Origin of the sequence: Streptomyces shenzhenensis (assembly GCF_003688995.1) — a bacterium.
In the GTDB taxonomy this organism is placed as follows: Bacteria; Actinomycetota; Actinomycetes; order Streptomycetales; family Streptomycetaceae; genus Streptomyces; species Streptomyces shenzhenensis_A.
The window spans coordinates 19063-41817 of the sequence record NZ_PENI01000007.1 but is presented as its reverse complement, the minus strand read 5'-3'; the positions used below and the strand labels follow the sequence as shown (position 1 = coordinate 41817).

Below are 22755 nucleotides of genomic sequence, written 5' to 3'. Positions count from 1 at the left end.
CACACGTACAAGACGGTCGAAATGCATGAATATGTGTCGACCATCAGGTGAAGCACCTGATCGTCGGCGCGGCCGGGGTGGAGGCGCGGCATGGCGAAGGGGCGGCGGTGGGGGAAGGCCGGCACCACATGTTTCTCGCAGCCGCACGAGCCTTGACCGGCACATGGAGGGGCGACTACACACAACCGGGCCGCCAGGACGCCGTCGACCCCTGCGTCAGGGCGGCCTCGGCGCCGTACGGCCGTAGCGGGCGACGACATCGCGGTGAGGAGAGACGCCATGAGGGATGACACCAACGAGGTCGGGCAGACGCGGCTTTCTCGTCCGGGGAGCCGGAGCCGTCACCGGGGGAGCGCTGCTGGGCACACTCGCCGGACCCGTGCCCCGGGCGGCGGCGGCCCCGCGCCGACGCCCCGGCGAGAAGGTCGTGTTCCGCGACGACTTCGCCGCGATCGCCGGCTGGGAACGGCGCGGCGTGATCATGAGCCGTTCCCTGCCCTGGGAGAGCTCTCTGTTACAGGATCCCTGCCTCGTCTACGGCGAGGGTGGGGGACCGCTGTTCAAGATGTGGTACGGGTCGCTGCACGCCGTGGGCTACGCGACCAGCGACGACGGTGTGCACTGGACGAAGGCCGCCGAACCGGTGCTGACGCCCACCCTGCCCTCCGAGAGCAACGCGCTCAACCAGCCCAGCGTCGTCCACCGGGACGGCCGGTGGCACATGACCTACTTCGGCGTGGCGGGCGACGGGAACGGACAGATCCACTACGCGACGGCCGACGACCCGGCGGGCCCCTGGGAGAAGCACGGCGTCGTGCTCACCTCGACCATGCCCTGGGAGGACCGCTGGATCTACAACTCCTCCCTCATATACGACGCGACCGCACACTTCTGGAAGAGGACTGGCAGGTGCCCGACGGCGCGTCGTTCGAGGTGCGTGACGGATACGCGGTGTCCCTGGGAAACGCTCTGGACGGCCATGGCCAGACCCTCCAGGGCAATGTGCGGATCGATGCTCCGGACCACACGGTGTCGGCGTCGGTCACACCCATCAGCGAGGGTGTCCCCGACCGTGACAACGTCCTGCTCGCGCGTTTCACCGATCGCGACAGCTACTACTACGCCGGCATCGCGTCCTGGGGGAACGAGTACGCCATCGGCCTGATGGCCGACGGCGTGAACACCGGACTCGCCGGTGCCGGCAACGCCTCCGACGTCAGGCCCGGCGAGGCACGCCGGCTGACATTCGCCCTCAACGGCTCGCGGCTCGACCTCTACGACGGCGACCGGCTCGTCGTGTCCGCAGTCGACCCCACCCTGATTCCGGCCGCCGGTTTCGTCGGCCTCCACACCACCACGAGCACCGGCCGCGCGAAATTCACCGACGTCTCGGTCACGGCCCGCGCCGACCCCCGAACCTGACAGACCAAGCCCCGCACGTGAGCGGGGGGTCCCGCACGGGGCTCGGTGGGTTTCTCGTGCTGAAGATGAGACAGCGGGATCTGGCGTTGGGGGTGAACGGGGACGTGGACGGCCGCCGTCTCCTTGCGGTACGCCCTCGGGGAGCGGCTCGCTCGGAAGGTGCGGGTGAAGCGGGCCGGGGAGACACGGGCGGTCCGAGCCGGCGAGGCTCACGGACGCCATCACGTCATGGCTGCCCGCCCTCCGAACCACAGGCGCCGCCGGGCTATTTTGCATGCCTCTGCATTTTTTCAGTAGTGTGCAAGATATGGAGAAGCGGGAGCGCCCCGTCGGGCTGCGTGAGCAGAAGAAGAGAGCGACCCGGCACGCCCTGTTCGAGGCCGCGATACGGCTTGCCGCGGAGCACGGCGCGCAGCAGGTGACGGTCGAGGCGATCAGTGAGCGAGCCGGGGTCTCGCCGCGGACGTTCTTCAACTACTTCAAGTGCCGTGAAGACGCGTTCGTCATGTCCGATCCGGAGGTGGGGGAGCGGATCCGGCAGGCGGTGCGCGAAGCTCCGGCCGAGCGCTCCGGCCTGGACGTGCTGCGCGAGGTCATCGCCGAACAGATCGCCGGCCTGGAGCTGGACCGCGAACTGTGGTCACTGGTCGCCGTGGTGCTCTCCCGTTCCCCCGAACTCACCTCCCGGCTGCTGTCCCTGCAGGCGGAGGAGGAACGGGCGCTCGCCGAGGCGTTCACGGTACGGCTTCGTGCGCAGGGCGAGACCGGTCCCCGGGCCGAGCTGTACGCCGGCCTGCTCGCCTCGCTCAGTGCCGCGGCGACCCGCGTCGCCATGACGCACTGGTACGAACACGACGGCGGCGCCACGTTCCTCGACGTCTTCCACCAGGTCTTCGATCAGCTCGCCGCGGGGTTCGTCCGCCCGGTCGACGAGTCCTGAACCGATTTCTTTCCGTCCTTCGAAGGATCCCCAGTGAGTGCTGTGAGCGCCGAGGCGCCCCCTGCCCAGATGCAGTCCCGTCAGATACTTCAGGCGATGTCCGGGCTGATGGCCGGCATGTTCGTGGCCATTCTGGCCGGAACCGTCGTCTCCAACGCACTGCCCCGGATCATCGCCGACCTCGGAGCCAGCCAGTCCTCCTACACCTGGGTGGTCACCGCCGAGCTGCTCGCGATGACGGCCACCGTGCCGCTGTGGGGCAAGCTCTCCGACCTGTTCGACCAGAAGCTGCTGCTCCAGCTGTCCCTCAGTCTCTTCGTCGTCGGCTCCCTGGTGGCCGGCTTCTCCCAGGGCGTCGGCCTGCTGATCGTGAGCCGTGTCATCCAGGGCATCGGCGCGGGCGGTCTCACCGCGCTCGCCCAGGTCGTCATGGCCGCGATCATCCCGCCGCGTGACCTCGGCCGCTACGGAGGCATCTTCGGCGCGGTGTTCGCCGTCGGGACGGTCGCAGGACCGCTGGTCGGCGGCGTGCTGGTGGACACCGACTGGCTGGGCTGGCGCTGGTGCTTCTTCATCGGCGTCCCCTTCGCCCTGGCCGCCATCGTCATCCTGCAGCGGACGCTGCGGCTGCCGACCGTGCGCCGTGAGGTGCGGATCGACTGGCTGGGCGCCTTCCTCATCGTGGCCGGCGTCTGCGCCCTGCTGATCTGGACCTCGCTCGCCGGCAACGAGTTCGCCTGGGCGTCCTGGCAGACCGCCGCGCTGACCGTCACCGGTGCGGTGCTGCTGGCGGGGGCCGTCTTCGTGGAGTCCCGGGCGGCCGAGCCGATCATCCCGCTCACCGTCTTCCGCAACCGCACCGTCACGCTCACCACGGTGGCCAGCTTCTTCGTCGGTCTCGCGATGTTCGCCGGGTCGGTGTTCCTCGCCCAGTACTTCCAGGTCGCACTCGGCAAGTCGCCCACGGTCGCGGGCCTGATGAGCCTGCCGATGATCGGTGGTCTGCTGGTCTCCTCCACCGTGGCCGGACAGATCATCAGCCGTACCGGACGCTGGAAGGCCTTCCTGATCGCCGGTGGCGTCGTGATGAGCGTGGGCCTCGCCCTGCTGTCCCTGCTGGACTCCGACACCGAGTTCGGGCTGCTCAGCCTCTACATGGCCGTCCTGGGCATCGGGGTCGGCATGCTGATGCAGAACCTCGTGCTGGCGGCGCAGAACGACGTCCCCGCGCACGAGTTGGGCGCCGCGACCTCCACGCTCTCCTTCTTCCGCAGCCTCGGCGGCACCGTCGGCACCAGCGTCCTCGGCGCCCTGCTGGCCAACCGGGTCGCCGACGAGATCGCCAAGGGGATGAAGGGCCTGCCCGCCGAGGCCGGCGGAGGCGCCGCGGCAGGCGGCCACGGGGCGGTCCCGGACATGACCACCCTGCCCGAGCCGATCAAGGGTGTGATCGAGCACGCCTACGGAGTGGCCACGGGCGATCTGTTCCTGATGGCCCTCCCCTTCGCGGTGCTCGCGCTGGTCGCCGTGCTGTTCGTGAAGGAGACACCGCTCAAGACCACCACGGCGTTGCAGCGCAGGGCCGAGGAGGAGACACAGAGGTCGTCCGGGCTCGCGCACTGACGGCTCCGCGCGCCCGCATGGGCAGCCGGACCGGCTCTGTGCCCGGCGGGGCGGCGGCCTTCGGGCCCCGCCCCGCTCGGCCGTACGGACGGACAGCCCGGCGGCGCAGGCGCGCGCGTCAGGCCGGCGGCATACCGGCGATGTCCGGCAGGTCCGGATCGAGGTCCGGGTGGCGCAGCGGTCCCATGAGCGCGCAGTCGACGTCCACCACTCCCTCGACGCCCCGCACCAGCCGTGCCACGACGGGTACGAGTGTGGTGTCCCGGACACGGCCGGTGACCGTCACGACGCCGTCGTGCACCTCGACCCGCAGCGGTTCGGACGGGGCGACGAACAGCCGGTCGAGGACGTCCCTGCGCACCTCCTCGGCGATCTCCTCGTCGTCCCGCAGGAACACCTTGAGCAGGTCGGACCGGCTGACGATGCCCGTGAGCACACCGGCGGCGTCCACGACGGGCAGCCGCTTGATCCGGTTGCGGGCCATGGTCCGGGCGGCCAGCGCCAGCGTCGCGCTCCCGGCCACGGTGACGGCGGGCGCGGTCATCAACTGGTCGGCGGTGACCGCCGTCGCCTTGGCCGCGGCCGAGCCGTCCCCCGCGGTGACGGACGCCGGACTGCCGTCCCTGGCCTCCTCCTTCGGCAGCAGATCGGCCTCGGAGACGATGCCGACGACCCGTCGCTCGTCGTCCAGCACCGGCAGCGCCGTCACCTGCCACTGGCGCAGGGTCCGCACGATGTCCTTGAAGGAAGCCTTGACCCGCACGGCAACGACCTTGCTGGTCATCACATCACTGACGGCATAGCGACGGCCGGTCATCTCGACCTCCCGGGGTGCTCGGACGTCCCCCACGGTCCAGGCTCGGTCAGAACGCCCCGGACGGTAAGGGCCGGGTGGTCCAAACCGGGGGACCGCGAGACTCCCGCACCCTCCCCGGGCCCGGACGGTGCCGGGGTGGGGCCGAAGGCCCTCCGAAGGGGTCGAAGGGCCCTCGTGCCGCTCCGGGACGGGATGCGACGGTGAAGTCGGCCCCATGTGCCACAGAACCCGGTGCCACAGAACCCGGTGCCGCAGAACCCGGCGTCCCCGAAAGGCGGTGGGGAAGATGACACTCCCTCTGGTCGTGGGCGTGGACGGATCGGACTCGTCTCTGCTCGCGCTCGACTGGGCGGTGGACGAGGCGTCCCGCCACGGCGTTCCCCTCAGGTTGATCCATGCCTCCCTCTGGGAGCACTACGAGGGTGCGCTGGCCCCGGCCGGCTCGGGGCGCCCCTCCGAGCGGGTGCTGGCCGAGCACATCGTGGCCTCCGCGGCCGAACGCGCCGAACGGCGCAACCCCGAGGTCAAGGTCACCACCGACCTCCTCCCGGAGGATGCCGCTGCCGCCCTCGTCCGGGCCGGCGACGGAGCGTTCGCGCTCGTCACCGGATCGCGTGGCCGTGGTCAGCTCACGGGGATGCTGCTCGGGTCGGTCGGTCTCGCCGTGGCGGCCCGGGCCCCCTGCCCGGTGATCGTGGTCCGCGGTGACCGCGCGGGCGTCGCGGGGACGCACGAGCGGATCCTGCTCGGTCTGGGAGACGCCGAGACGACGCCCGAAGCCGTGCGGTTCGCCTTCCGAGAGGCCGAGGCGCGCGGGTGCGTCCTCGATGTGGTCCGTGCGTGGCGCACCCCCGCCCGCGACACGACCCGCGGTCCCGGGGAATCGGCACGCGACGCCGAGGAACGGGTCTCCGCCGTGTTCGACGCGGCGCTCGCGGACGCGATCAGCGACCACCCGGGCGTCCGCGTCCGCCGTGCGGCGCCCGAGGGACCGACGGGCAAGGCCCTCGTGGACCGGTCGGCAGCCGCCGATCTCGCGATCGTCGGGGCGCGGCGCCGGACAGCAGGCCACTTCGGGCTCCAGCTCGGCCGGGCGAACCACACGCTGCTGCACCACGCACAGTGCCCGGTCGCGGTCGTGCCGCAACGGTCGTAGACAGGCTCGGAAGGTGCCGTGCGCGCCGTGCTCAGAGCACCTCGAGTACGTCGGTCACGGGGCGGCGCGGGCTCGGGTGGCCCGCGGGGCCGTAACCGAGCCTGAGCACCATCTGCACCTGGGCCATGGCCGAGACGGGGTCGCGGACGGCCCACCGGAGCTCTTCCCACTCCAGCGGCTGGGAGGTCACCGAGGCGACCAGGCCGTCCGTGGTGGCCCGGAGCAGCACCCGCTCCAGCGCCTGTCCGGCCCGAAGCCAGTCCGCGGGCAGGTCACTGGCCGTGCCCAGGAGGGCGAGGTGCGGGTTCTCCTCGAAGGCCGCCCAGCCGCGTCCGTGCGTCGAGCGGCCGACGGCGAAGTCGCGTACGGAGGCTGCCCCGCTTCGTGGGCGGGGGCCGAAGGCCTCGGCGGGAATGCCGTCGGCCGGTTCCGCGCCGCCCGACGGTTCCGTCCGCGCCCACCGCGCCGTCTCGCCCCGCAGGTCCGGGTCGAGCGCCTCCCGGCCCTCGGCGTCCCGCACCAGCTCCAGGACCGACCGCACATGCCAGGCGCTGGGGAACAGCAGCTGCGCGCCCTCGGCACGGGCCGCCTCGCACAGCCGTTGCGTCACGGCTGCCGGGATCTCCTCGGCCCGGAAGGGCAGACGGCTGCAGTGGCGGCGGCGAATCGCCGGCTGCAGCTGGGCCAGCGACGCGTCGCCGGGCGCGGCACGGTCGAGTTCCACCTCCGCGAGCAGCTCGGCGTCGGCCGGATCGGGCAGCAGCCGGACGACCGCCGCGTGTCCCGCCGCCGCGGCGGCCACGCGCAGGTTGCACAGCGCGGCACCGCACCCCAGGTGCAGGCCCCGCCGCTCCGGATCCGTGCGCGGCAGGCCGCGCTCCAGGTCGGCGTACAGGCGCAGGACACCGCTTCGACGCAGGAAGCGGAACCTCCAGGGCTGCGCGTTGTGCAGCGAGGGCGCCGCCGTGGCCGCCGCGACGAGCGCGGTGACGGCGTTCGTGTCCAAGGGGTGTGCGGTCACGGCGGCTTCCCTTCGCTGCCCGACCTGCCGTGCACGGCAGGCGGAGGATTTCTCCGTGGATGTCCCTCCTCCAGTATGTGAGCCGCGTACCGGGTGGGGGAGGGCCGCCCGGACGCGTCCGCCTCATCCGCCGGTCCGGTGGGAGGCGGCCCAGCGGCGTTGTACCGCTTCCTGGTGCTCGGTCTCCTCCAAGGCCAGTTCGACTGCGGTCAGTTCGCCCTCCAGCCGGGGGATCCAGTGGCGGCGCAGGGCACGGACGCGCTGCCGGGTCCGGTCGGCCTCGGCCGCGAGCAGCTCCGCGGCCGCCCGGTGAACGGCGTGTTCCGCCGCCGCCCGGACCGCGTCGCGGTAGGCGGCCTCGGCATGGGCGAGCGCGGTGTTGGGCGGCGTCGGCTCCGCCGTGGAGCGGACAGGGCCGGTCCAGGCCACGGCCGCGGGATGACGTACGCCCATCAGCGCGCCCCACCGGACGTCGACGCGTGCCCGGTCCGCGGGAACCGCCTCCGCCAGTGCGGTCTCACCGCCGAGCAACACCCCGCGTACCAGCCAGGTCTCGGCGTCGGCCAGCCGTTCCCGCCACACCCGGCCCGCGCTGTCGGCCGCCTCTCGCTCCGCCCGCTCCCGGTCCAGGAGGAGCCGGAGTTTGCGTTCCAGCAGGCCGGCTCCGCGCCGTGCGGTGGCGAGACTGCGGCGCAGCCGCAGGCGGCCCGCCCGTCCCGTCGGCGCGCGGCGCCCGTGCGCGCTCACGGTGACTCCTTCTCCCGCGCCGCCGTACGGGTGTCGAGCAGATCGACCGGGATCATGCCGAGTTCGCCGCGCGGCAGGGTCAGCAGCACGTCCCAGGCCCCGTTCAGGGACTCGTCCATGGACCGGTTCTCGTCCGTGCCCTGGGCGAGGAACCGGCGCCGGAAGACGTCCTCCAGGTCGAGAAAACGCTGGTCGGTCGGGCTGAGAGCCGGCCGTCCGATCAGATCGGCGAGTTCCCGCACCTGCCGGGACCTGGCGAGTGCGGCGGTCAACTGCGCGGCGACGGCCGGGTGGTCCGGCCGGGTCCGGCCCGCCCCGACCCCCTTGCGCATCAGCCGGGACAGGGAGGACAGCGGATCGACCGGCGGATACGCACCGGAGGCATGAACCTCCGCGGACAGCACGATCTGGCCCTCCGTGATGTAGCCGGTGAGGTCCGGGACGGGGTGGGTGATGTCGCCCGCGGGCATGGTGAGCACCGGCAGCACGGTCACCGATCCGGGGCGGCCCCGGATCCTGCCGCACCGCTCGTAGAGCGAGGCGAGGTCGCTGTACAGGTAGCCGGGGTACGCCCGGCGGGCCGGTATCTCACCCCGTGCCGCCGACACTTCGCGCAACGCCTCGCAGTAGGCCGTCATGTCCGTCATCACCACCAGAACATGGCGGCCCACCACGAACGCCAGGTGCTCGGCGACGGTCAGGGCGAGACGCGGGGTGAGCAACCGCTCGATCACCGGGTCGTCCGCCGTGTTGACGAGCAGGACCAGGTCCCGCGCGGCGGCGCGGGCCGCCAGCCCGGCCCGGACGAACTCCGCGTCGGCATGGGTGAGGCCCATGCCCGCGAAGACGACGGCGAAGGCCTCGCCCGCGCAGGTCGCCTGCGCCGCGATCTGCACCGCCAGCTCCAGATGCGGCAGCCCCGCCGCGGAGAACACCGGCAGTTTCTGGCCCCGTACCAGGGTGGTGAGCACGTCCACGGCGCCCACACCCGTCAGCACCGGCTCGCCGGGCGGCTCCCGGCGCACCGGGTTGATCGGCGCGGCGCCGACCGCCGCCCGGGTGTCGCCGAGCACGGGCGGCCCGCCGTCGGCGGGCTCGCCCCGCCCGTCGCACATCCGCCCCAGCCACCCGGGACCGACCGGAATGCGCAGGGGCGTCCCGGCGAAGGCGACCCGCGTACCGGTCCGTGCCATGCCGGCCGTGTCCTCCAGCACCTGCACCACCGCGAGATCCCGGTCCACGTCCAGGACCAGCCCGTGCCGTCGTTCCCCGGAGTCCAGGACGATCGTGGCGAACTCGTCCCAGCCCACCTCCCGTACGCCCTCGACCACCACGAGCGGCCCGCGCAGTTCCCGCACGCCCGTGTACTCGACGCCCACGGGGCCGCCGCTCATGCGGCATCCCGGAGCCGGGCCAGCACCTGATCGCGGGCCGCCACCACCGCGGCGGTCTCCGCGGGACCCGCACTCTCGCGGGCCCGCAGCAGCGGGGTGAAGTCCACCGCTTCCACGGCGTCCGCCCGCACGCCGGAGTCCACCAGCTCCAGACAGCGGTCGAGCACGGCCAACACGGCTGCCACGAGCGCCGAGGTCTTCTCGGGCGCGCTGTAGGCGTCACCCGGCGACAGGGCGTTCTGCTGGATCACGGCCTCGCGCACCAGCCGTCCCGCCAGCACGCTGACCCGTTCCCGGGGCGGAAGCGCCGTGATGCCGACCAGTTCCACCAGGTCGGCCAGCCGGTCCGCCTCCGCGAGCAGCCGCGCCACCCGCCCGCGCCGCGGCAGCCACTCGGGATCGCCACCGCGCGCGTGCGCGGCGGCCAGGGCGGCGGCGTCGCGGGAGAAGGAGTCCGCCCAGGAGACGGCCGGATAGTGCCGTGCGTAGGCGAGATCGCGGTCCAGGCTCCACAGGCACCGTACGAACCGCTCGGTGTGCGCCGTGACCGGCTCGGTGCGGTCGCCGCCCGGCGGGGACACGGCGCCGATCACGGTGACGGAGCCCGATGCGCCGCTCAGGGTCCGCACCGCGGCGGCCCGCTCGTAGAACGCGGCCAGCTGGGAGGCGAGCCCCGCCGGATAGCCCTCCTCCGCGGGCAGTTCGCCCATGCGGGAGGCGAACTCGCGCAGCGCCTCCGCCCAGCGGGAGGTCGAATCCGCGATCAGGACGACATCGAGGCCCATGTCACGGAAGTACTCGGCCACCGTCGCGCCCGTGTGGACGCTCGCCTCGCGGGCCATCATCGGCATGTTGGAGGTGTTCGCGATCGTCACGGTCCGCTCTGCCAGACTGCCCCCGGTCCGCGGATCGGTCAGTTCCGTGAGTTCCTCGATGACGTCCGCCATCTCGTTGCCGCGCTCACCGCAGCCGACGTAGACGATCACATCGGCGTCGCACCACTTGGCGATCTGCTGCAGCAGCATCGTCTTGCCCGTGCCGAAGCCGCCCGGCACGGCGACCGTGCTGCCGCGGGCCACCGGGAAGAGCAGATCGACGGCGCGCTGCCCGGTGTGCAGCGGAACGTCCGCCGGCAGCCGGCCCCCGGCCGGACGGGGCCTGCGTACGGGCCAGTGCTGGGCCATTCGTATCTCGTGCCCGCCCACCACGGCGAGCACGGAGTCCGTGGCGTACTCGCCGGCCGCCGCGAGCCGGTCGACGTCTCCGGACCGGTCGGGAGGCACCAGCAGCCGCAGCGGCACATGCGCCCCGATCTCGCCCAGGACGTCCCCGGCGGCGACGCGCGCTCCCCGGGACACCCGCGGGGTGAACGGCCATGCGCGCCGTTCGGGCGCGGCGGCGGATCCGCCGCCCCGGAGCAGGTCGCCCGCACCGGCCAGCGGGCGCAGCAGGCCGTCGAACACGCCGCCGAGCAGATCCGGTGCCAGCCGCACCGTCAGCGGGTGGCCCTGCGGCCGGGCCGGATGCCCCGGCGCCAGCCCGCCCGTGTACGCGTAGGCCTGCACGGTGGCCGCGTCGCCGTCGACGGCGACCACCTCGCCCGGCAGCCCCGCGGCACCGAGCAGGACCACGTCGTGCATGGCGACCGAGGGCGGGCAGGCGATCTCCACCAGGGGACCGGTGACACGAAGGATCCGGGGGCGCGGCTCGTCCCGGCTCCGGTCACTCGGCGTGCCGGGCTCGGCCCGCCGGCCCGCTTCGCCGTCGGCGGGTCCCGCCGACGCTCGGCCGGAGGCGGTCATGGCGGTTCCCACAGCGCCGCGGCCCGCGCGCCCAGCCGCTCCAGGGCACGGTCGGCCAGTGCGTCGGCCGACAGATCGACCCGGCGGCCGGGCACCTCGCCCGTCACCCCGCCCGCCGGGGCCGCCGTGACGTGCGCGTCCGCCCCGAGCAGCGTGCGGGCCCGCGCCGCGAGCCGGGTCTGCGGTACGGCACCCCGCGCCAGCGCCCGGCGCACACCCTCGCGGACCCTGGCACGGAGCTCCGCGTACACCGCGGCGCGGGCCGCGAGCTCCGCCGCCCAGGCGTCCTGCACCGCCCGCACCCGCTCCCCGGCCGCCGCGGCGGCACCGTCGGCGGCGCCGCGGTCCCGGGCCCGTGCGAGCACCTCATCGGCCGAGGCACGAGCCGCGCGCAGCGTCTCCTGCGCGTCGGCCCGCGCTCGGTCCCGGACCTCGTCGGCCGCGGTGTGTGCCGCACGCAGCAGTGCGGCGCGCACCGGGTCCAGCGGGTCCGCGGGCGCCGTCATCCGGGCATCACCACCGTCAACGGCCTCGCCGGGTCCGGAGCCGTCGCCGCGTCCCCCAGCGCCCGGGCGGCCTCGGCCGTGAGGATCACCAGGCCGACGGTGGCGGCAAGCGCCTCCCAGGCCCGTCGCACCGCGTCCGGATCCTCCGCGACGAGAACGTCGACCCCCGCCAGTGCCAGCCCGCACACGCCGGCCCGTGCGCCGATGGCGGCCACGGTGCTCATCGTCAGGCCTTTCCGATCAGCAGGACCGCGACCACCAGCCCGTACACGGCGATGCCCTCCGCCAGACCGACGATCACCATCGCCCGGCCGAACATCTCCGGCCGCTCGCTCAGCGCGGCCAGCGCCGCCGCACCCGTGTAGGCGACCGCGATGGCCGCGCCGATCGAGGCGCCGGCCACCGCGATGGCGGCCCCGATGAGAGCGGCCCCGTTGCCCCCGCCCGAGGCGGCGGCCTGGGCCGACGCCTGCGCGGGGCCGGTCAGCGCGGTGACGACGAGGACACACGCGCAGCCCAGCAGGGCGAGGTTGCCGGCCAGCAGCCAGCGCAGAGCGTGTCCGGCCCGGCGGCGCCGCAGCAGCCGGACGGCACCGAGCAGCACCGCCGGCACCGGCAGGACGATCAGCCAGGTGAGCATGGGGCCACCTTCGCAGTGCGGTCGGCAGGTTCCGCCGGGGGAACGTGCCATGGACAGAACGGGCGGCCCTCGGCCTCGAAGAGCCGGGAGAAGAGCTCGTAGAACTCCAGACGCAGGGCCTGCACACCGGCCACCAGGGCCTCCAGGCCGAACGAGAGGGCCGTGCCCCCGGCGAACAGCAGCACCGCTCCCGCGACACCGGCGACACCGTGCCCCGCCAGGCCCGTGGTGCCGCGCCACACCAGGTCCGCGAGCGCCGCGTGGGTGAGGCCGAACGCCGCCAGCCGGGCGAACGACAGGGTGTTGGTGCCCGTGCGCACGACGACGTCGAACAGCCGTACCGCCGTCTCGGCGCATCCCGCGCCCCCGCCCGCCGTGGCCCGGAACAGGCCGAACGAGACCAGCGCCAGTCCGGTCACCGCACACCCGGCTCCGATCACCGTCGGCGTCGGCAGGCGCAGGAGCAGTCCGGCGGCGGCCAGCGCGAGCCCCAGGTAGAACAACAGCCCGGCGCAGCCGGAGGCCGCGTACAGCGCCCTTGCCCAGCCGCCCTCGCGCACGCGGTTGACCGCGCCCGCGGCATGCGCGAGGGCCAGCAGCCCCGCCCCGAAGAGGACGGCGGCGGCCAGTAGCCGGGCAGGTGCCTCCAGCGGGCTCAGCCACAGCACCGGCAGCAGACCTGTCGGCCCGAAGAACTCCCCGTACGCGGCGCCCGCGAGCATGGAGGCGGCGCCCGCGCCCGCCAGGAACGGCCACAGCCGGCGCAGCCGGGCGAACCGGCGAGGCCGCCCGAGACGCAGCACGAGCGCACCGGACAACAGCAGCGCCCCGTGCCCCACGTCCCCGAACATGATCCCGAACATTGCGACGTAGGCGAGGCCCGCCGGCCACGAAGGGTCGAGGTCCGCGTAGGCCGGGGTGCCGTACGTCGTCACCAGCGGCGTGAACGAGACATGTCTGCCCGGCCGCAGCAGTGTCGGCGGGTCGGTGCCGCGCGGAGCGGGCAGCCGGACCAGCGCGCCGCCCGCCGCCGCCAGCCGGTCCGCGACGCGGGCCACCTCGGTCGCCGGGCACCATCCGGCCAGCGCGGCCAGGTCCCCGCGCCGTACCGCGCCTTCCGCCCGTTCCTCCAACTGCGCCTCGCCCGCCAGCAACGCGACGTTCCGCCGCTGTTCGAGCAGGTCGAGGTCGGGCACGTCGAGGGCCAGCGCGGCCGAATCCGCGCCCTGAGGCCCCACCGGTGCGGCCCGCCCGCGCAGCCGCTGAAGCCGCAGGGCCGCGGCACCCGGCGCGGCGTCCTCGGTCCTGTCCAGCTCCACACAGCCCGCCGTGGCGATCCGCACCAGTACGTCCCGCAGGGCCGCCTGCGGCACGAGCACGGCCACGCGGCGCATCCGGACCGGCGACATCGCCTCACGCCAGGGCATCGAACACCTCACCGGGGCGTCCGCCGCGCGCCGCCGACTCCAGCGCCGCCCGCACCCGCCACGCGTCCACGGACAGCACCGCGACCGCACCCACGACCACGCGCGGACCGTTCCGGCCGTCCCGCAGCATCGCCGCCCCGTCGCCCTGCACCGTGCGCCACCACCGGGCCTCGGCCCGCCACAGACCGTCCGGCTCCGCCGCCTCCGTCAGGACCCAACGGGCCGCGGCGGGAAGGCGGTCACGGAACTCCGGGTACGAGGCGGCGGCAGCGGCCCGCGCCCCGAGCAGCCGCGTTGCGTCCCGCCGCACGGGCTCCGGCAGCGAGCGCCCGTACAGGAAGAGTTCGCGGGCGGTGAGCAGCGCCGCGCGCCCCTGTGCCCAGCGCCGTGCGGGCGCTACGGCGACGGCAGTGCGCCGCGCGGCGGCCATCCGCATGCCGGTGAGCAGGGCCCAGGGGGTGTCCCCACCCGGGTCGCCCCAGGACGAGGCGGTGAGCGCCGCCCGCAGCTGCGCGGGGGTCCCGGCGCGATCGAGGCGCCGCCAGGCGGTCTCCAGGGCACCCAGCCGATACGGCTCGGGGGCGGCCGTGCGCCGGTCCTCCGGTCCCGCGAACCGGTGTGCCACGTTGGCGATCTCGAATCCCGCGGCGAGCGGAACCAGCAGCCGGGCACCGCCCCGCGGCAGCCAGCCGGCCAGCACACGCAGGTGCCACAGCAGGGCGGCGGTCACCGCCCGCTGCACTTCGAGCAGACCGTCCGCCGCGCGCACATTCCGCGCGTACGGCGTCGCGGCCAGGTACCGCCGGGCGTCGCTCAGCGTCGCGCTCTCCGCGATCTCCCGCACCGCCTCGGCACCGGGACACCGGGAGACGAGGGCCTTGGCCCGCACCGCTCCGGCCACCCACCCGGCGCTCATGGCACGTCGTCCGCCGGGCCTGCCGTCCGCAGCGCGTCGGAAACCGCCCGGTCCACCAGATCCGGCATGCGCTCCGCCGCGCGTTCCCGGACCGCCGAGGCCGCGCGGTCTCCCGCGGCGCGCAGGGCATCGGCCTCCCGGCGCGCGTCACGCAGGACGGGCTCCGCCGCCCGGCGCCGGATCTCCGGGGCGCGCTCCCGGGCGGCCGCCACGACCTGTTCGGCCTCTCGCGCGGCGTCCCTGCGGACGGCCGCCGCGGCCTCGTCGGCCGCCGCCCGGATACGGGCCGCGTCCTGCTGCACCTCCGTGAGTCGCGCGAGGGCGGGTTCCAGTTCCGCGGCCCGCTCCGCCGTACGGTCGGCCGGCACCCCGGTGGCGGACGCTCCCGGCGTCCCCACCGGACGGAACCGTTCCAGGAAGTCCCGCAGGCTCATCGGCGGCCTCCTGCCGGGTCGGCTGTTCCTTCAGTGTCACGGTTGCCCGACCGCCGCGCATCGGATAGGGCCGGCACGCCGTTCCACCAGGGCCGTTCGGCTCTTGGCAGGGGCCCGGAGCGCGGAAGACTGGGACGGTAGGCGACCCGACGGTGTCCGGAGGCTGCCGTGAACGAGCACGAGAACTTCCATGCGGAGACCGAGGCCCGGCGGAACCGGCCCTCCCGTCCCTGGAGCCCCGGCGAGACCGAACGGCAGGACATGCTGATCCGCTACCTGGGCGCCGTGGCCACCGCCGCGGCCGGACACGCGCGCATCGAAGAACGGCCACAGCCGGAAGAACAGCCACCGTCGCCTCCGCCCGGCGGCGCGGTCCCGCCGGCCCGGGACCTGCGCGTGCGGGACGTGATGGACGTGCCCGCGCTGTCCCTGCGTGACGGCCTGCCGTTCCGTGACATCGCCCGGCTGCTGGCACGCGAGCAGGTCGGCGCCGCCCCGGTCGTGGATGCCCAGGACCACGTGGTCGGCGTCGTCTCGGAGTCCGATCTGCTGGCGAAGGTGGCCTTCGAGGCGTCCGGGCACCGACCCGGACCCATCGGCAGACTGCGCGAACGACGGCTGCACGGAAAGGCCCGCGGCGAGACGGCGGCCGACCTGATGACGAGCCCCGCGATCACGGTGCTCCCGGGCGCGAGCGTCGCCGAGGCCGCCTGGCTGGCGGCCCTGTCCCGGCTCAAGCGGCTCCCGGTCACCGACCACGACGGCCGGCTGGTCGGCGTCGTGCGCCGCAACGCGCTGCTCCAGGCCCTCATCAGGGACGACGCGGCGATACGGGCGGAGGTCGAGGCCAGGATCGAAGCCTGCTGTCCGCCGGCCCACCGGAAGGCGGTGGAGGTGGCCGTGCACGACGGCATCGTGGAGCTGACCGGACGGATGCCGTCGGCCACCACGGCCCGCCTCGTGGCCGAGGTCGAGAACATCGCCGACGTCATCGAGGTGAAGAACCTGCTCGCCTCCGGCTGACCGGTACCTGTGATCGTCGGCGCGGCTGCTCGGGTCTCGGACGCCGGATGGCACGGCGTGTGCGGGGTCCGCGCTCAGTGCCCGCCGGGCGAAGGAGGACAAGGTGAGTCACCGTGTGCCGGTGGGTGTCGACGGTTCCCGGCACAGCCTGGCGGCGGCCGACTGGGCGGCCCGGGAGGCCGCGCTGCGAGGAGCCGCGCTGACCCTCGTCCATGCCGCTCCGGCGCTCCCCGGCGCCGGTCTGCCCGGCCCGGCCGCGCGGACGCTGCGCGACGTGCGGGCCGCTGCCGCCGCGTCGTACCCGGAGTTCCGTGACCGCCTCCCGGCCGCGGCCCGTCGGGTCCTGACGAAGGCGGCGGAGCCGGACGGCCTGTGGCGGGCCGAGGCCCGGTGGCGGCGCACGGTGCCGGTCCGAAGGAACACCGGTGGCCCGTCGCCGCTACGGTTCCCGCGTGCCGCCGTCCGCCGTGAGGTCGAACTCCACGTCCACCACGCCCTCGACGGCCCGCACCAGACGGGCGGCCACGGGGAGCAGGGAGGAGTCGCGGACCGTGCCGCTCAGCGTGACGACTCCGTCGCGCACCTCGACCCCGACGGCTGACGGCGGCGGGAAGACGTGCGACACGATCTCCCGGCGGACCTCCTCGGCGATGTCCTCGTCCTCGCGGAGGAAGACCTTGAGCAGATCGGCCCGGCTGACGACGCCCTGCAGCACCTGGCGGTCGTCGACCACCGGCAGCCTCTTGACCCGGGCCCGCGCCATGACACGCGCGGCCTCGGCCAGGGTCGCGCCGGCCCGGACGGTGATCGCGGGCGAGGACATCAGCTCGGCCGCGGTGACCGCCTCGGCCTTGGCCAGATCGGCGGGGCGGCGCAGCCGGAGGTAGCCCACGTCCGGGTCGTCGCGGAGTTCCTCCGTCGGGAGCAGATCGGCCTCGGAGACCACACCGACCACCCGGCCCTCGCCCTCGATCACGGGCAGCGCGCTGACCTTCCGGTCCTGCATCAGCCGCACCATCTCCTTGAACGAGGCCCGAGGGCCGACGGCGGCGACCGTGTGGGTCATGACGTCACTGACGATGTGGGGAGTGCCGTACATGATGACTCCGTCGGGTCATTCGCGGGCGGGTGTGCCACTTCCAGCGTGAGCCGGTGCCGGCCGGCCTGCCAGGGGCCGCCCGGCCCGCCGGCCGGGCCGTTCGGCGGCCGACCGCACCCACCCATGGCTCACTGCCCGCGGCACCAGGCCGGATACGCGGCCACCGCCGCCGACCAGGACCGGGCGGCAGAGCAGATCCGCGAGGGAACCCAGCCGAAGGATCCGCGCCGGCCGGCGGGCCGACCACCGTGGCCGTCATCAGGACCTCGTGGACTCCGGGCTGACCGACAGCGGACGTAAGCAGACAACCGCCCCCGGCCGGCAGGTCGCCGCGCAGCCGGGCCCGTCGGCGGACGTGGGCACCGAGCCCGGACGACAGGAGCGGCCCCCTGCGTCCGCGCGAGCCTTCGGTCATGGCTGTTTCCCCGCCCCCGGTCCCGCCGAACCGGTCAGGCCGTCCTCGGGCCCTGGTGACGTCCCAGCAGCTCCCACTCCCGGTCCCAGCGGGCCATACGGCGTCGGTCCAGCCGCGCTCGCGCGACCGCACCCGCACCCAGCGCCGGGGCCGCCACGAGGAACGCGGCTCCGGTGCCGAAGAGACCGGCTTCCACGGCTCCCATGGCACGGCTCGTCGGCTGCGGTGCGAGCCGGCCCCGGTCGTCCTGCCAGACCACCACCCGGGCGCCGCGTTTCTGGCCTCCGTCGACCAGCGTCCATGCCGTACGCGAGGTGCCGTCCGGCGCGGTCCAGCGCACGGACTCCCGGACCTGACCGCCCGCCGCCCAGGCGGTCATGGGCGGGGCGTCGGCCAGCAGGACGGCCTGGACGGGATGCCGGCGGGCGCGCTGCTGCGCCAGCATGTCCGCGGCGGCGTGCGCCGTCACCACCCCGGCGACCGTCCCGCCGACCACCACCACGACCCAGACGGCCAGGATGATCCATGCCTCGACGATGTCCTCGCGCCGCCGCAGCGGATTGCTCCGCCATCGCCACAGCCGCCGTGTCGCGCGCATCGCGGGACACCTCCTCCTCGCGGTCATGCCTCGACGGTGCGCCTGACGGAGCCGCTCCGGCCAGGGGCCGACAGAGCCCCGCCGGCCGACGGACGGCCCAACTCCCGCGCCGGCGGAGGGCCATAGGTCCCGGCGTGCGGCTGGACGGGCCCGCGGGGGACACGTCCCGAGGCTGCATGGCCCGTACGGCTCCCGGACCGGGGCCACGCCGGTGTGAGCCGCCGCAGCCGATGGGCGGACCGGCCGCGGGCGAGGGCCGGTCGGCCCAAGCGCGGCCCCGCGCGCACCGCACAAGCTGAACCTGCGGGGCAACCCCGGCGCCGTGCCGGGACCGGAACCGCGGCCTCAGCCGTACGCGCCGGGATCCGGGCTCCGCGACAGGTCGACAAGGGTGAGGAGCGTCATGAAAGGCTATGTCTTCCACGGCCCTGGACAGGCGTCCTGGCAGGACGTCCCGGATCCGGACATCAAGGAACCGACCGACGCGATCGTGAAGGTCGGGGCCGTCACGATCTGCGGGACGGATCTGCACATCCTCAAGGGGGATGTGCCCGAGGTGCACTCCGGGACGGTGCTCGGCCATGAGGCCGTAGGTGAGATCGTCGAGGTCGGCAGCGACGTGCGCACCGTACGGCCGGGGGACCGGGTGCTCGTCTCCTGCATCACCTCGTGCGGCCGGTGCCGGTTCTGCCGGGAGGCCAGTTACGGCCAGTGCCAGGGCGGTGGCGGCTGGACCCTCGGCCATCTCATCGACGGCACTCAGGCCGAGTACGTGCGCGTGCCCTACGCCGACCTGTCCGTGCATGCGCTGCCTGCTGCCGTCCGTGACGAGGACGCCGTACTGCTCGCGGACATCTTCCCGACCTCCTACGAAGTGGGCGTGCTCAAGGGGTGCGTGCGCCCCGGCGACACCGTCGCCGTCGTGGGCGCCGGTCCCATCGGTCTCGCCGCGATCGCCACGGCGCGCCTGCTCGCACCGGAGCGGATCATCGTGGTCGACCTGGCCCCGGCCCGGCTGGAAGCGGCACGCCGGTTCGGTGCCGACGCGGTGGCCGACGGCCGTGAAGCCCCCGCCCAGTTGGTCGCCGACCTGACCGACGGGCTCGGGGCGGACGTGGTGATCGAGGCCGTCGGCGTGCCGGAGAGCTTCGAACTGTGCACCCGGATCGTCCGCCCCGGTGGTCATGTGGCCAACGTCGGCGTGCACGGCAAGCCGGTCACGCTGCACCTGGAAGACCTCTGGAGCAAGAACGTGACCATCACGACCGGTCTTGTGGACACCTACTCGACACCCACTCTGCTGCGGATGGCCGCCGCAGGCCGGCTGCCGACCGGCCAGTTGGTCACCCACACCTTCCCGCTGGACCAGATGGAGGAGGCCTACGACGTCTTCTCCCGGGCCGCCGACACCGGCGCGCTCAAAGTGGTGCTGGGCGGGGAGCAGCACGAACTGGCCGTTCCCACGGCCTGACCGGAGGGGCTCGACGGAACATGAGCGAACGGACGAGGACGGGCACGGCGCCCGCGAAGCCGCTGGGCGATCTGGGCCGGCGCCTGGCTGCTCGGCGGATCCAGGTCGGCCTGACCCGACGGGAAGCAGCCACGCGTGCGGGCATGGCCACCAGCTACCTCGGCTACCTGGAGAACCATCCGGGCGCCGCGCCGAGCACGGGCGCGCTGATGCGGCTGGCCGAGGCGCTGGAGACCACCGTCACCGAGCTGAGCGGCGGCGCCGTCGAGCTGCCGTCCGGGACCGGACACGCCGCACGGTCCCCGGAGTTCACCAGACTGAGCCCCGGTGAGTGCCGGGCTCTGCTGGCGTCGCACGGGGTGGGGCGGATCGCCGTCCCCACCTCGTCCGGGCCGGTGATCGTGCCGGTCAACTACGGCGTCGTGGACGAGGCGATCGTCTTCCGTACGGCGCGCGGCGCGACCCCGTCGCTGGCCGAGGGCCGTCAGGTGGGCTTCGAGGTCGATCACATCGACGACGCGTTCAGTCAGGGCTGGAGCGTCCTGGCCCGCGGAACCGCACGCGAGGTGACGGACCCGCAGGAGCAGCGCCGGCTGACGCAGCGGGCGTACAGCATGCCCTGGGCGGGGGGCACTCGCAATCTGTGGGTGCGCGTCCACCCGTTCACGGTCACCGGACGCCGGATCACCGTCTGAGCCCTGACGTCGGCGTGCCGGGGGCGGCGCTAGGCGCGGGCCCCGGTGAGCCGGCAGTCCACGCGCACCACGCCCTCGACGCCGCGCACCAGGCGGACGGCGAGCGGGATCCGGGCGGCGTCCGGGACCCGGCCGGTCAGCGTCGCGACGCCTTCGGTGACCGTGATGTGCACGGGCTCGACCGGTGCCGGGAAGAGCGGGTCGACGACGTCGCGCCGTATCTCGTCGGCGAGGTCGTTGTCGGGGCGCAGGAAGACCTTGAGCAGGTCCCCGCGGCTGACCACGCCGTCGAGCAGCCCCTCGGCGGTCACCACGGGCAGCCGTTTCACGTGCCGCAGCGCCATGATGCGTGCGGCCTCGGCAAGCGTGGCGTCGGCCCGGACGCTGACGGCCGGGGTGCTCATCAGCTCCGCCGCCGTCAGCGCCCCGGCCTTGGCCAGGTCGGACAGGCGGCGCCGCTGGGTGAACCGGTCCGGGTCGTCGTCCCGGAACTCCTCCTTGGGCAGCAGATCGGCCTCGGAGACCACTCCGATCACCCGGCCGTCGCCCTCGACCACGGGAAGAGCGCTGACCTTCCACTGCTTCATGCGTTCGACGATGTCCTTGAACGGGGCCTCGCGTCCCACGGCGACGACGGCGCGCGTCATCACCTCACTCACCCGGTGTGGACTGCCCTGCATGCTGTCCTCCTCGTGGAGTCCGGGCGGAGGCGTCGGCCCACGGCACACGAAGGGACGGGAAGGGCCACCCGCTTCTCGCGGATCCGGATCGCGCGCTGCACCGGCGTCCCTCGCCGGCGCTCCGCGCGGTGCTCACGCCCCGGTCGGGGAGGCCGGTGCGTCATCGGTCCGCCAGCCGATGCGGTCGGTGACCGAGACCACGCCGTCGACGCCGCTGCACAGCCGGTCGATGACGGGGATGAGGCTCTTCACCTCGACCCGTCCGTCGAGGGCCACCTGCCCCTCACGCACCTCGACCGTGACCTCCGAGGGCGCGAGGCGCAGCGTCGTCCGCAGGACGTCCTGGGTGATCTCGTCGCGGATGGCGTCGTCCCGCCGCAGGAAGCTGCGCAGGAGGTCACCCCGGCTGATGATGCCCCGGAGCCGGTCGGCCTCGTCCACCACGGGCAGTCGCTTCACGTTCCGGTCCGCCATGAAACGGGCCGTCTCGATCACGGTCCACTCCGGACGCGCGCACAGTGCGGGCGCGGACATCAGTTCGTCCGCCGTGGTGCCTTCGGCTGCGGCACGCTCCCAGGCTTCCCGGGAGGGAACCGGTGTCCGGCCCGTCGGATCGGCCCGGGCGGCGCACTTGCGCAGCAGATCCGCCTCGGACACCACGCCCACCGGGTGATCCAGTTCGTCGACCACGGGTACGGCGGTGACATCGTTCCCGGCCAGCAGTTTGACGATCTCCTTGAACGGTGTGCCGCGCCGAGCGCGGACGACGTCCTTGGTCATGAGGTCATCGACAGTGCGGTGATGCATTTCGCTCCTCCGTCCCCCAAGGCGGCGGCCCGCAGGGCCGATACGTCAAGCGTGACAGGAACCGACGGGACGCAGGTGTGCCGCCCGGTCCACGCTTCGGGGCCGGTCGGCCCACCGGCCGGACCGGGCGGGCCCGGACCCGTCCCGGCGGTCCTCGTGGAACAGTGGAACCGCGGCCTCGGACGCCGGATGGCACGGCGTGTGCGGGGCCCGCGCTCAGTGCCCGCCGGGCGAAGGAGGACAAGGTGAGTCACCCTGTGCTGGTGGGTGTCGACGGTTCCCGGCACAGCCTGGCGGCGGCCGACTGGGCGGCCCGGGAGGCCGCGCTGCGAGGAGCCGCGCTGATCCTCGTCCACGCCGCTCCGGCGCTCCCCGGCGCCGGTCTGCCCGGCCCGGCCGCGCGGACGCTGCGCGACGTGGGTGAGCGGATGCTCCGGTATGCGGTCGCCGACGTGAGCGGCCGATACCCGGACATCGAGGTGCGGGGCGAGCAGGCCGACGGCGCTCCCGAGGCGGCGCTGACGTCAGCGGCACGCGGTGCCGGGCTGCTCGTCGTCGGGACGCGGGGAACGGGCGGTTTCGACGGCCTTGCGGTCGGCTCGGTGGCCCTGGGGGTGGCGGCAGCGGCGCCCTGTCCCGTCGTCCTGGTGCCCGCCCATGGGGGAGGGACGAGCACGGCGCCCGGGGACGCCCAGGTGGTGGTCGGCTTCGACGCGCACCGTCCCGCCGGTGAGGTGGCGGACTTCGCGTTCTCGGCCGCTCGGGCGCGCGGAGCACCACTGCGGGCGGTCCAGGCGTGGGCCCTGCCCGCCGAGTCCGTGTCCCCGCGGACGCTCTTCGTGACCGAGGAGGACCGTGCCACCTGGGAGGACCAGGAGGTCCTGGAGCTCTCCGACGCCCTGCGCGGATGGCGGGAGAAGTACCCGGCGGTGACGGTCCGCACGGACGTCGTGCTGCTCCACCCCGCGCAGGCACTCCTGAACGCCTCGCGGCGGGCCTGCCTGCTCGTCATGGGCTCTCGCTCCGGCCCAGGGACGGCCGAGGGCCGGCTCGGGCCGGTCACCCACGCGGTGCTGCACCATGCCCCCTGTCCCGTGGCGGTCGTTCCGTACGCCGGATGAC

At 74.1% G+C, this 22755-nt stretch carries 23 protein-coding genes and 2 pseudogenes; 10 read left to right on the top strand and 15 right to left on the bottom strand.

Features of this window, described 5'->3' with window-relative positions; genetic code table 11:
• Window positions 1-286: 286 nt before the first annotated feature.
• The 4 genes and pseudogenes from CTZ28_RS49515 to CTZ28_RS13720 form a co-directional block, all read left to right on the top strand.
• Window positions 287-826: pseudogene (locus CTZ28_RS49515) on the top strand (family 43 glycosylhydrolase); the annotation flags it as partial.
• An 83-nt stretch (window positions 827-909) separates the two neighbouring features.
• Window positions 910-1422 (top strand): hypothetical protein, encoded by a 513-nt coding sequence (locus tag CTZ28_RS48205; protein WP_259471592.1) that lies wholly within the window; start codon window positions 910-912, stop codon window positions 1420-1422.
• Between the two features lie 307 nt (window positions 1423-1729).
• On the top strand, window positions 1730-2362 hold the full coding sequence (locus CTZ28_RS13725; protein ID WP_121889639.1) for a TetR/AcrR family transcriptional regulator: 633 nt from the start codon (window positions 1730-1732) through the stop codon (window positions 2360-2362).
• 69 nt (window positions 2363-2431) lie between these two features.
• Window positions 2432-3985 carry an MDR family MFS transporter gene (locus CTZ28_RS13720; protein WP_121889845.1) on the top strand — a complete coding sequence of 518 codons (1554 nt, stop codon included), beginning with the start codon at window positions 2432-2434 and terminating at the stop codon, window positions 3983-3985.
• Window positions 3986-4103: 118 nt separating this feature from the next.
• Here the strand turns inward: CTZ28_RS13720 and CTZ28_RS13715 are convergent, their stop codons facing one another.
• Complete coding sequence (locus CTZ28_RS13715; protein ID WP_121889638.1) at window positions 4104-4802, bottom strand: CBS domain-containing protein; 699 nt, start codon at window positions 4800-4802, stop codon at window positions 4104-4106.
• Window positions 4803-5088: 286 nt separating this feature from the next.
• Here CTZ28_RS13715 and CTZ28_RS13710 point away from each other — a divergent pair, with 286 nt between their 5' ends.
• Complete coding sequence (locus CTZ28_RS13710; protein ID WP_121889637.1) at window positions 5089-5958, top strand: universal stress protein; 870 nt, start codon at window positions 5089-5091, stop codon at window positions 5956-5958.
• A gap of 31 nt (window positions 5959-5989) precedes the next feature.
• Here the strand turns inward: CTZ28_RS13710 and CTZ28_RS13705 are convergent, their stop codons facing one another.
• From CTZ28_RS13705 to CTZ28_RS13660, 10 genes are all read right to left on the bottom strand, one after another.
• Window positions 5990-6979: an Acg family FMN-binding oxidoreductase gene (locus CTZ28_RS13705; protein ID WP_121889636.1), complete on the bottom strand. Its 990-nt coding sequence runs from the start codon at window positions 6977-6979 to the stop codon at window positions 5990-5992.
• 123 nt (window positions 6980-7102) lie between these two features.
• Window positions 7103-7726 (bottom strand): V-type ATP synthase subunit D, encoded by a 624-nt coding sequence (locus tag CTZ28_RS13700; protein ID WP_259471591.1) that lies wholly within the window; start codon window positions 7724-7726, stop codon window positions 7103-7105.
• Window positions 7723-9120, bottom strand: coding sequence for a V-type ATP synthase subunit B (locus CTZ28_RS13695; protein ID WP_121889635.1), 1398 nt, complete (start codon window positions 9118-9120; stop codon window positions 7723-7725). Before CTZ28_RS13695 ends, CTZ28_RS13700 begins: the two co-directional genes overlap by 4 nt.
• Window positions 9117-10922, bottom strand: coding sequence for a V-type ATP synthase subunit A (locus CTZ28_RS13690; protein WP_121889843.1), 1806 nt, complete (start codon window positions 10920-10922; stop codon window positions 9117-9119). The genes CTZ28_RS13695 and CTZ28_RS13690 overlap by 4 nt, the downstream gene beginning before the upstream one ends.
• Complete coding sequence (locus CTZ28_RS13685; protein WP_121889634.1) at window positions 10919-11428, bottom strand: hypothetical protein; 510 nt, start codon at window positions 11426-11428, stop codon at window positions 10919-10921. Before CTZ28_RS13685 ends, CTZ28_RS13690 begins: the two co-directional genes overlap by 4 nt.
• Window positions 11425-11652: a V-type ATP synthase subunit F gene (locus tag CTZ28_RS13680; protein ID WP_259471590.1), complete on the bottom strand. Its 228-nt coding sequence runs from the start codon at window positions 11650-11652 to the stop codon at window positions 11425-11427. Before CTZ28_RS13680 ends, CTZ28_RS13685 begins: the two co-directional genes overlap by 4 nt.
• A 2-nt stretch (window positions 11653-11654) precedes the next feature.
• On the bottom strand, window positions 11655-12068 hold the full coding sequence (locus CTZ28_RS13675) for an ATP synthase subunit C (RefSeq protein ID WP_121889633.1): 414 nt from the start codon (window positions 12066-12068) through the stop codon (window positions 11655-11657).
• On the bottom strand, window positions 12053-13495 hold the full coding sequence (locus CTZ28_RS13670; protein WP_259471589.1) for a V-type ATPase 116kDa subunit family protein: 1443 nt from the start codon (window positions 13493-13495) through the stop codon (window positions 12053-12055). Before CTZ28_RS13670 ends, CTZ28_RS13675 begins: the two co-directional genes overlap by 16 nt.
• A complete protein-coding gene (locus CTZ28_RS13665) occupies window positions 13482-14411 on the bottom strand; it encodes a hypothetical protein (protein ID WP_121889632.1) in 930 nt (309 codons plus the stop codon). The genes CTZ28_RS13670 and CTZ28_RS13665 overlap by 14 nt, the downstream gene beginning before the upstream one ends.
• The gene (locus CTZ28_RS13660; protein ID WP_259471588.1) at window positions 14408-14845 is read right to left on the bottom strand and encodes a hypothetical protein; all 438 of its coding nucleotides are present in this window, start codon (window positions 14843-14845) and stop codon (window positions 14408-14410) included. Before CTZ28_RS13660 ends, CTZ28_RS13665 begins: the two co-directional genes overlap by 4 nt.
• Window positions 14846-15013: 168 nt before the next feature.
• On the opposite strand from CTZ28_RS13660, the gene CTZ28_RS13655 reads away from it, so the two are divergent.
• Together CTZ28_RS13655 and CTZ28_RS13650 are read left to right on the top strand one after the other, a co-directional pair.
• Complete coding sequence (locus tag CTZ28_RS13655; RefSeq protein ID WP_121889631.1) at window positions 15014-15868, top strand: CBS domain-containing protein; 855 nt, start codon at window positions 15014-15016, stop codon at window positions 15866-15868.
• 103 nt (window positions 15869-15971) lie between these two features.
• A pseudogene (locus tag CTZ28_RS13650) lies at window positions 15972-16166 on the top strand (universal stress protein); the annotation flags it as partial.
• A gap of 141 nt (window positions 16167-16307) precedes the next feature.
• Here CTZ28_RS13650 and CTZ28_RS13645 read toward each other — a convergent pair.
• Together CTZ28_RS13645 and CTZ28_RS13640 are read right to left on the bottom strand one after the other, a co-directional pair.
• Complete coding sequence (locus tag CTZ28_RS13645) at window positions 16308-16967, bottom strand: CBS domain-containing protein (protein ID WP_121889630.1); 660 nt, start codon at window positions 16965-16967, stop codon at window positions 16308-16310.
• Between the two features lie 449 nt (window positions 16968-17416).
• Complete coding sequence (locus CTZ28_RS13640) at window positions 17417-17980, bottom strand: Rv1733c family protein (protein ID WP_121889629.1); 564 nt, start codon at window positions 17978-17980, stop codon at window positions 17417-17419.
• Window positions 17981-18383: 403 nt separating this feature from the next.
• On the opposite strand from CTZ28_RS13640, the gene CTZ28_RS13635 reads away from it, so the two are divergent.
• Window positions 18384-19451, top strand: a complete 1068-nt coding sequence (locus CTZ28_RS13635) for a zinc-dependent alcohol dehydrogenase family protein (RefSeq protein ID WP_121889628.1) — start codon at window positions 18384-18386, stop codon at window positions 19449-19451.
• Window positions 19452-19471: 20 nt separating this feature from the next.
• Window positions 19472-20146 carry a helix-turn-helix domain-containing protein gene (locus CTZ28_RS13630; RefSeq protein WP_121889627.1) on the top strand — a complete coding sequence of 225 codons (675 nt, stop codon included), beginning with the start codon at window positions 19472-19474 and terminating at the stop codon, window positions 20144-20146.
• A 29-nt stretch (window positions 20147-20175) separates the two neighbouring features.
• On the opposite strand, the gene CTZ28_RS13625 is transcribed toward CTZ28_RS13630, so the two are convergent.
• On the bottom strand, window positions 20176-20826 hold the full coding sequence (locus tag CTZ28_RS13625; protein WP_121889626.1) for a CBS domain-containing protein: 651 nt from the start codon (window positions 20824-20826) through the stop codon (window positions 20176-20178).
• A gap of 132 nt (window positions 20827-20958) precedes the next feature.
• Window positions 20959-21633: a CBS domain-containing protein gene (locus tag CTZ28_RS13620; RefSeq protein WP_121889625.1), complete on the bottom strand. Its 675-nt coding sequence runs from the start codon at window positions 21631-21633 to the stop codon at window positions 20959-20961.
• Window positions 21634-21878: 245 nt separating this feature from the next.
• Between CTZ28_RS13620 and CTZ28_RS13615 the strand changes: the two genes are divergently transcribed.
• Window positions 21879-22754 (top strand): universal stress protein, encoded by an 876-nt coding sequence (locus CTZ28_RS13615; RefSeq protein ID WP_121889624.1) that lies wholly within the window; start codon window positions 21879-21881, stop codon window positions 22752-22754.
• The last annotated feature ends 1 nt before the right edge of the window (window position 22755 follow it).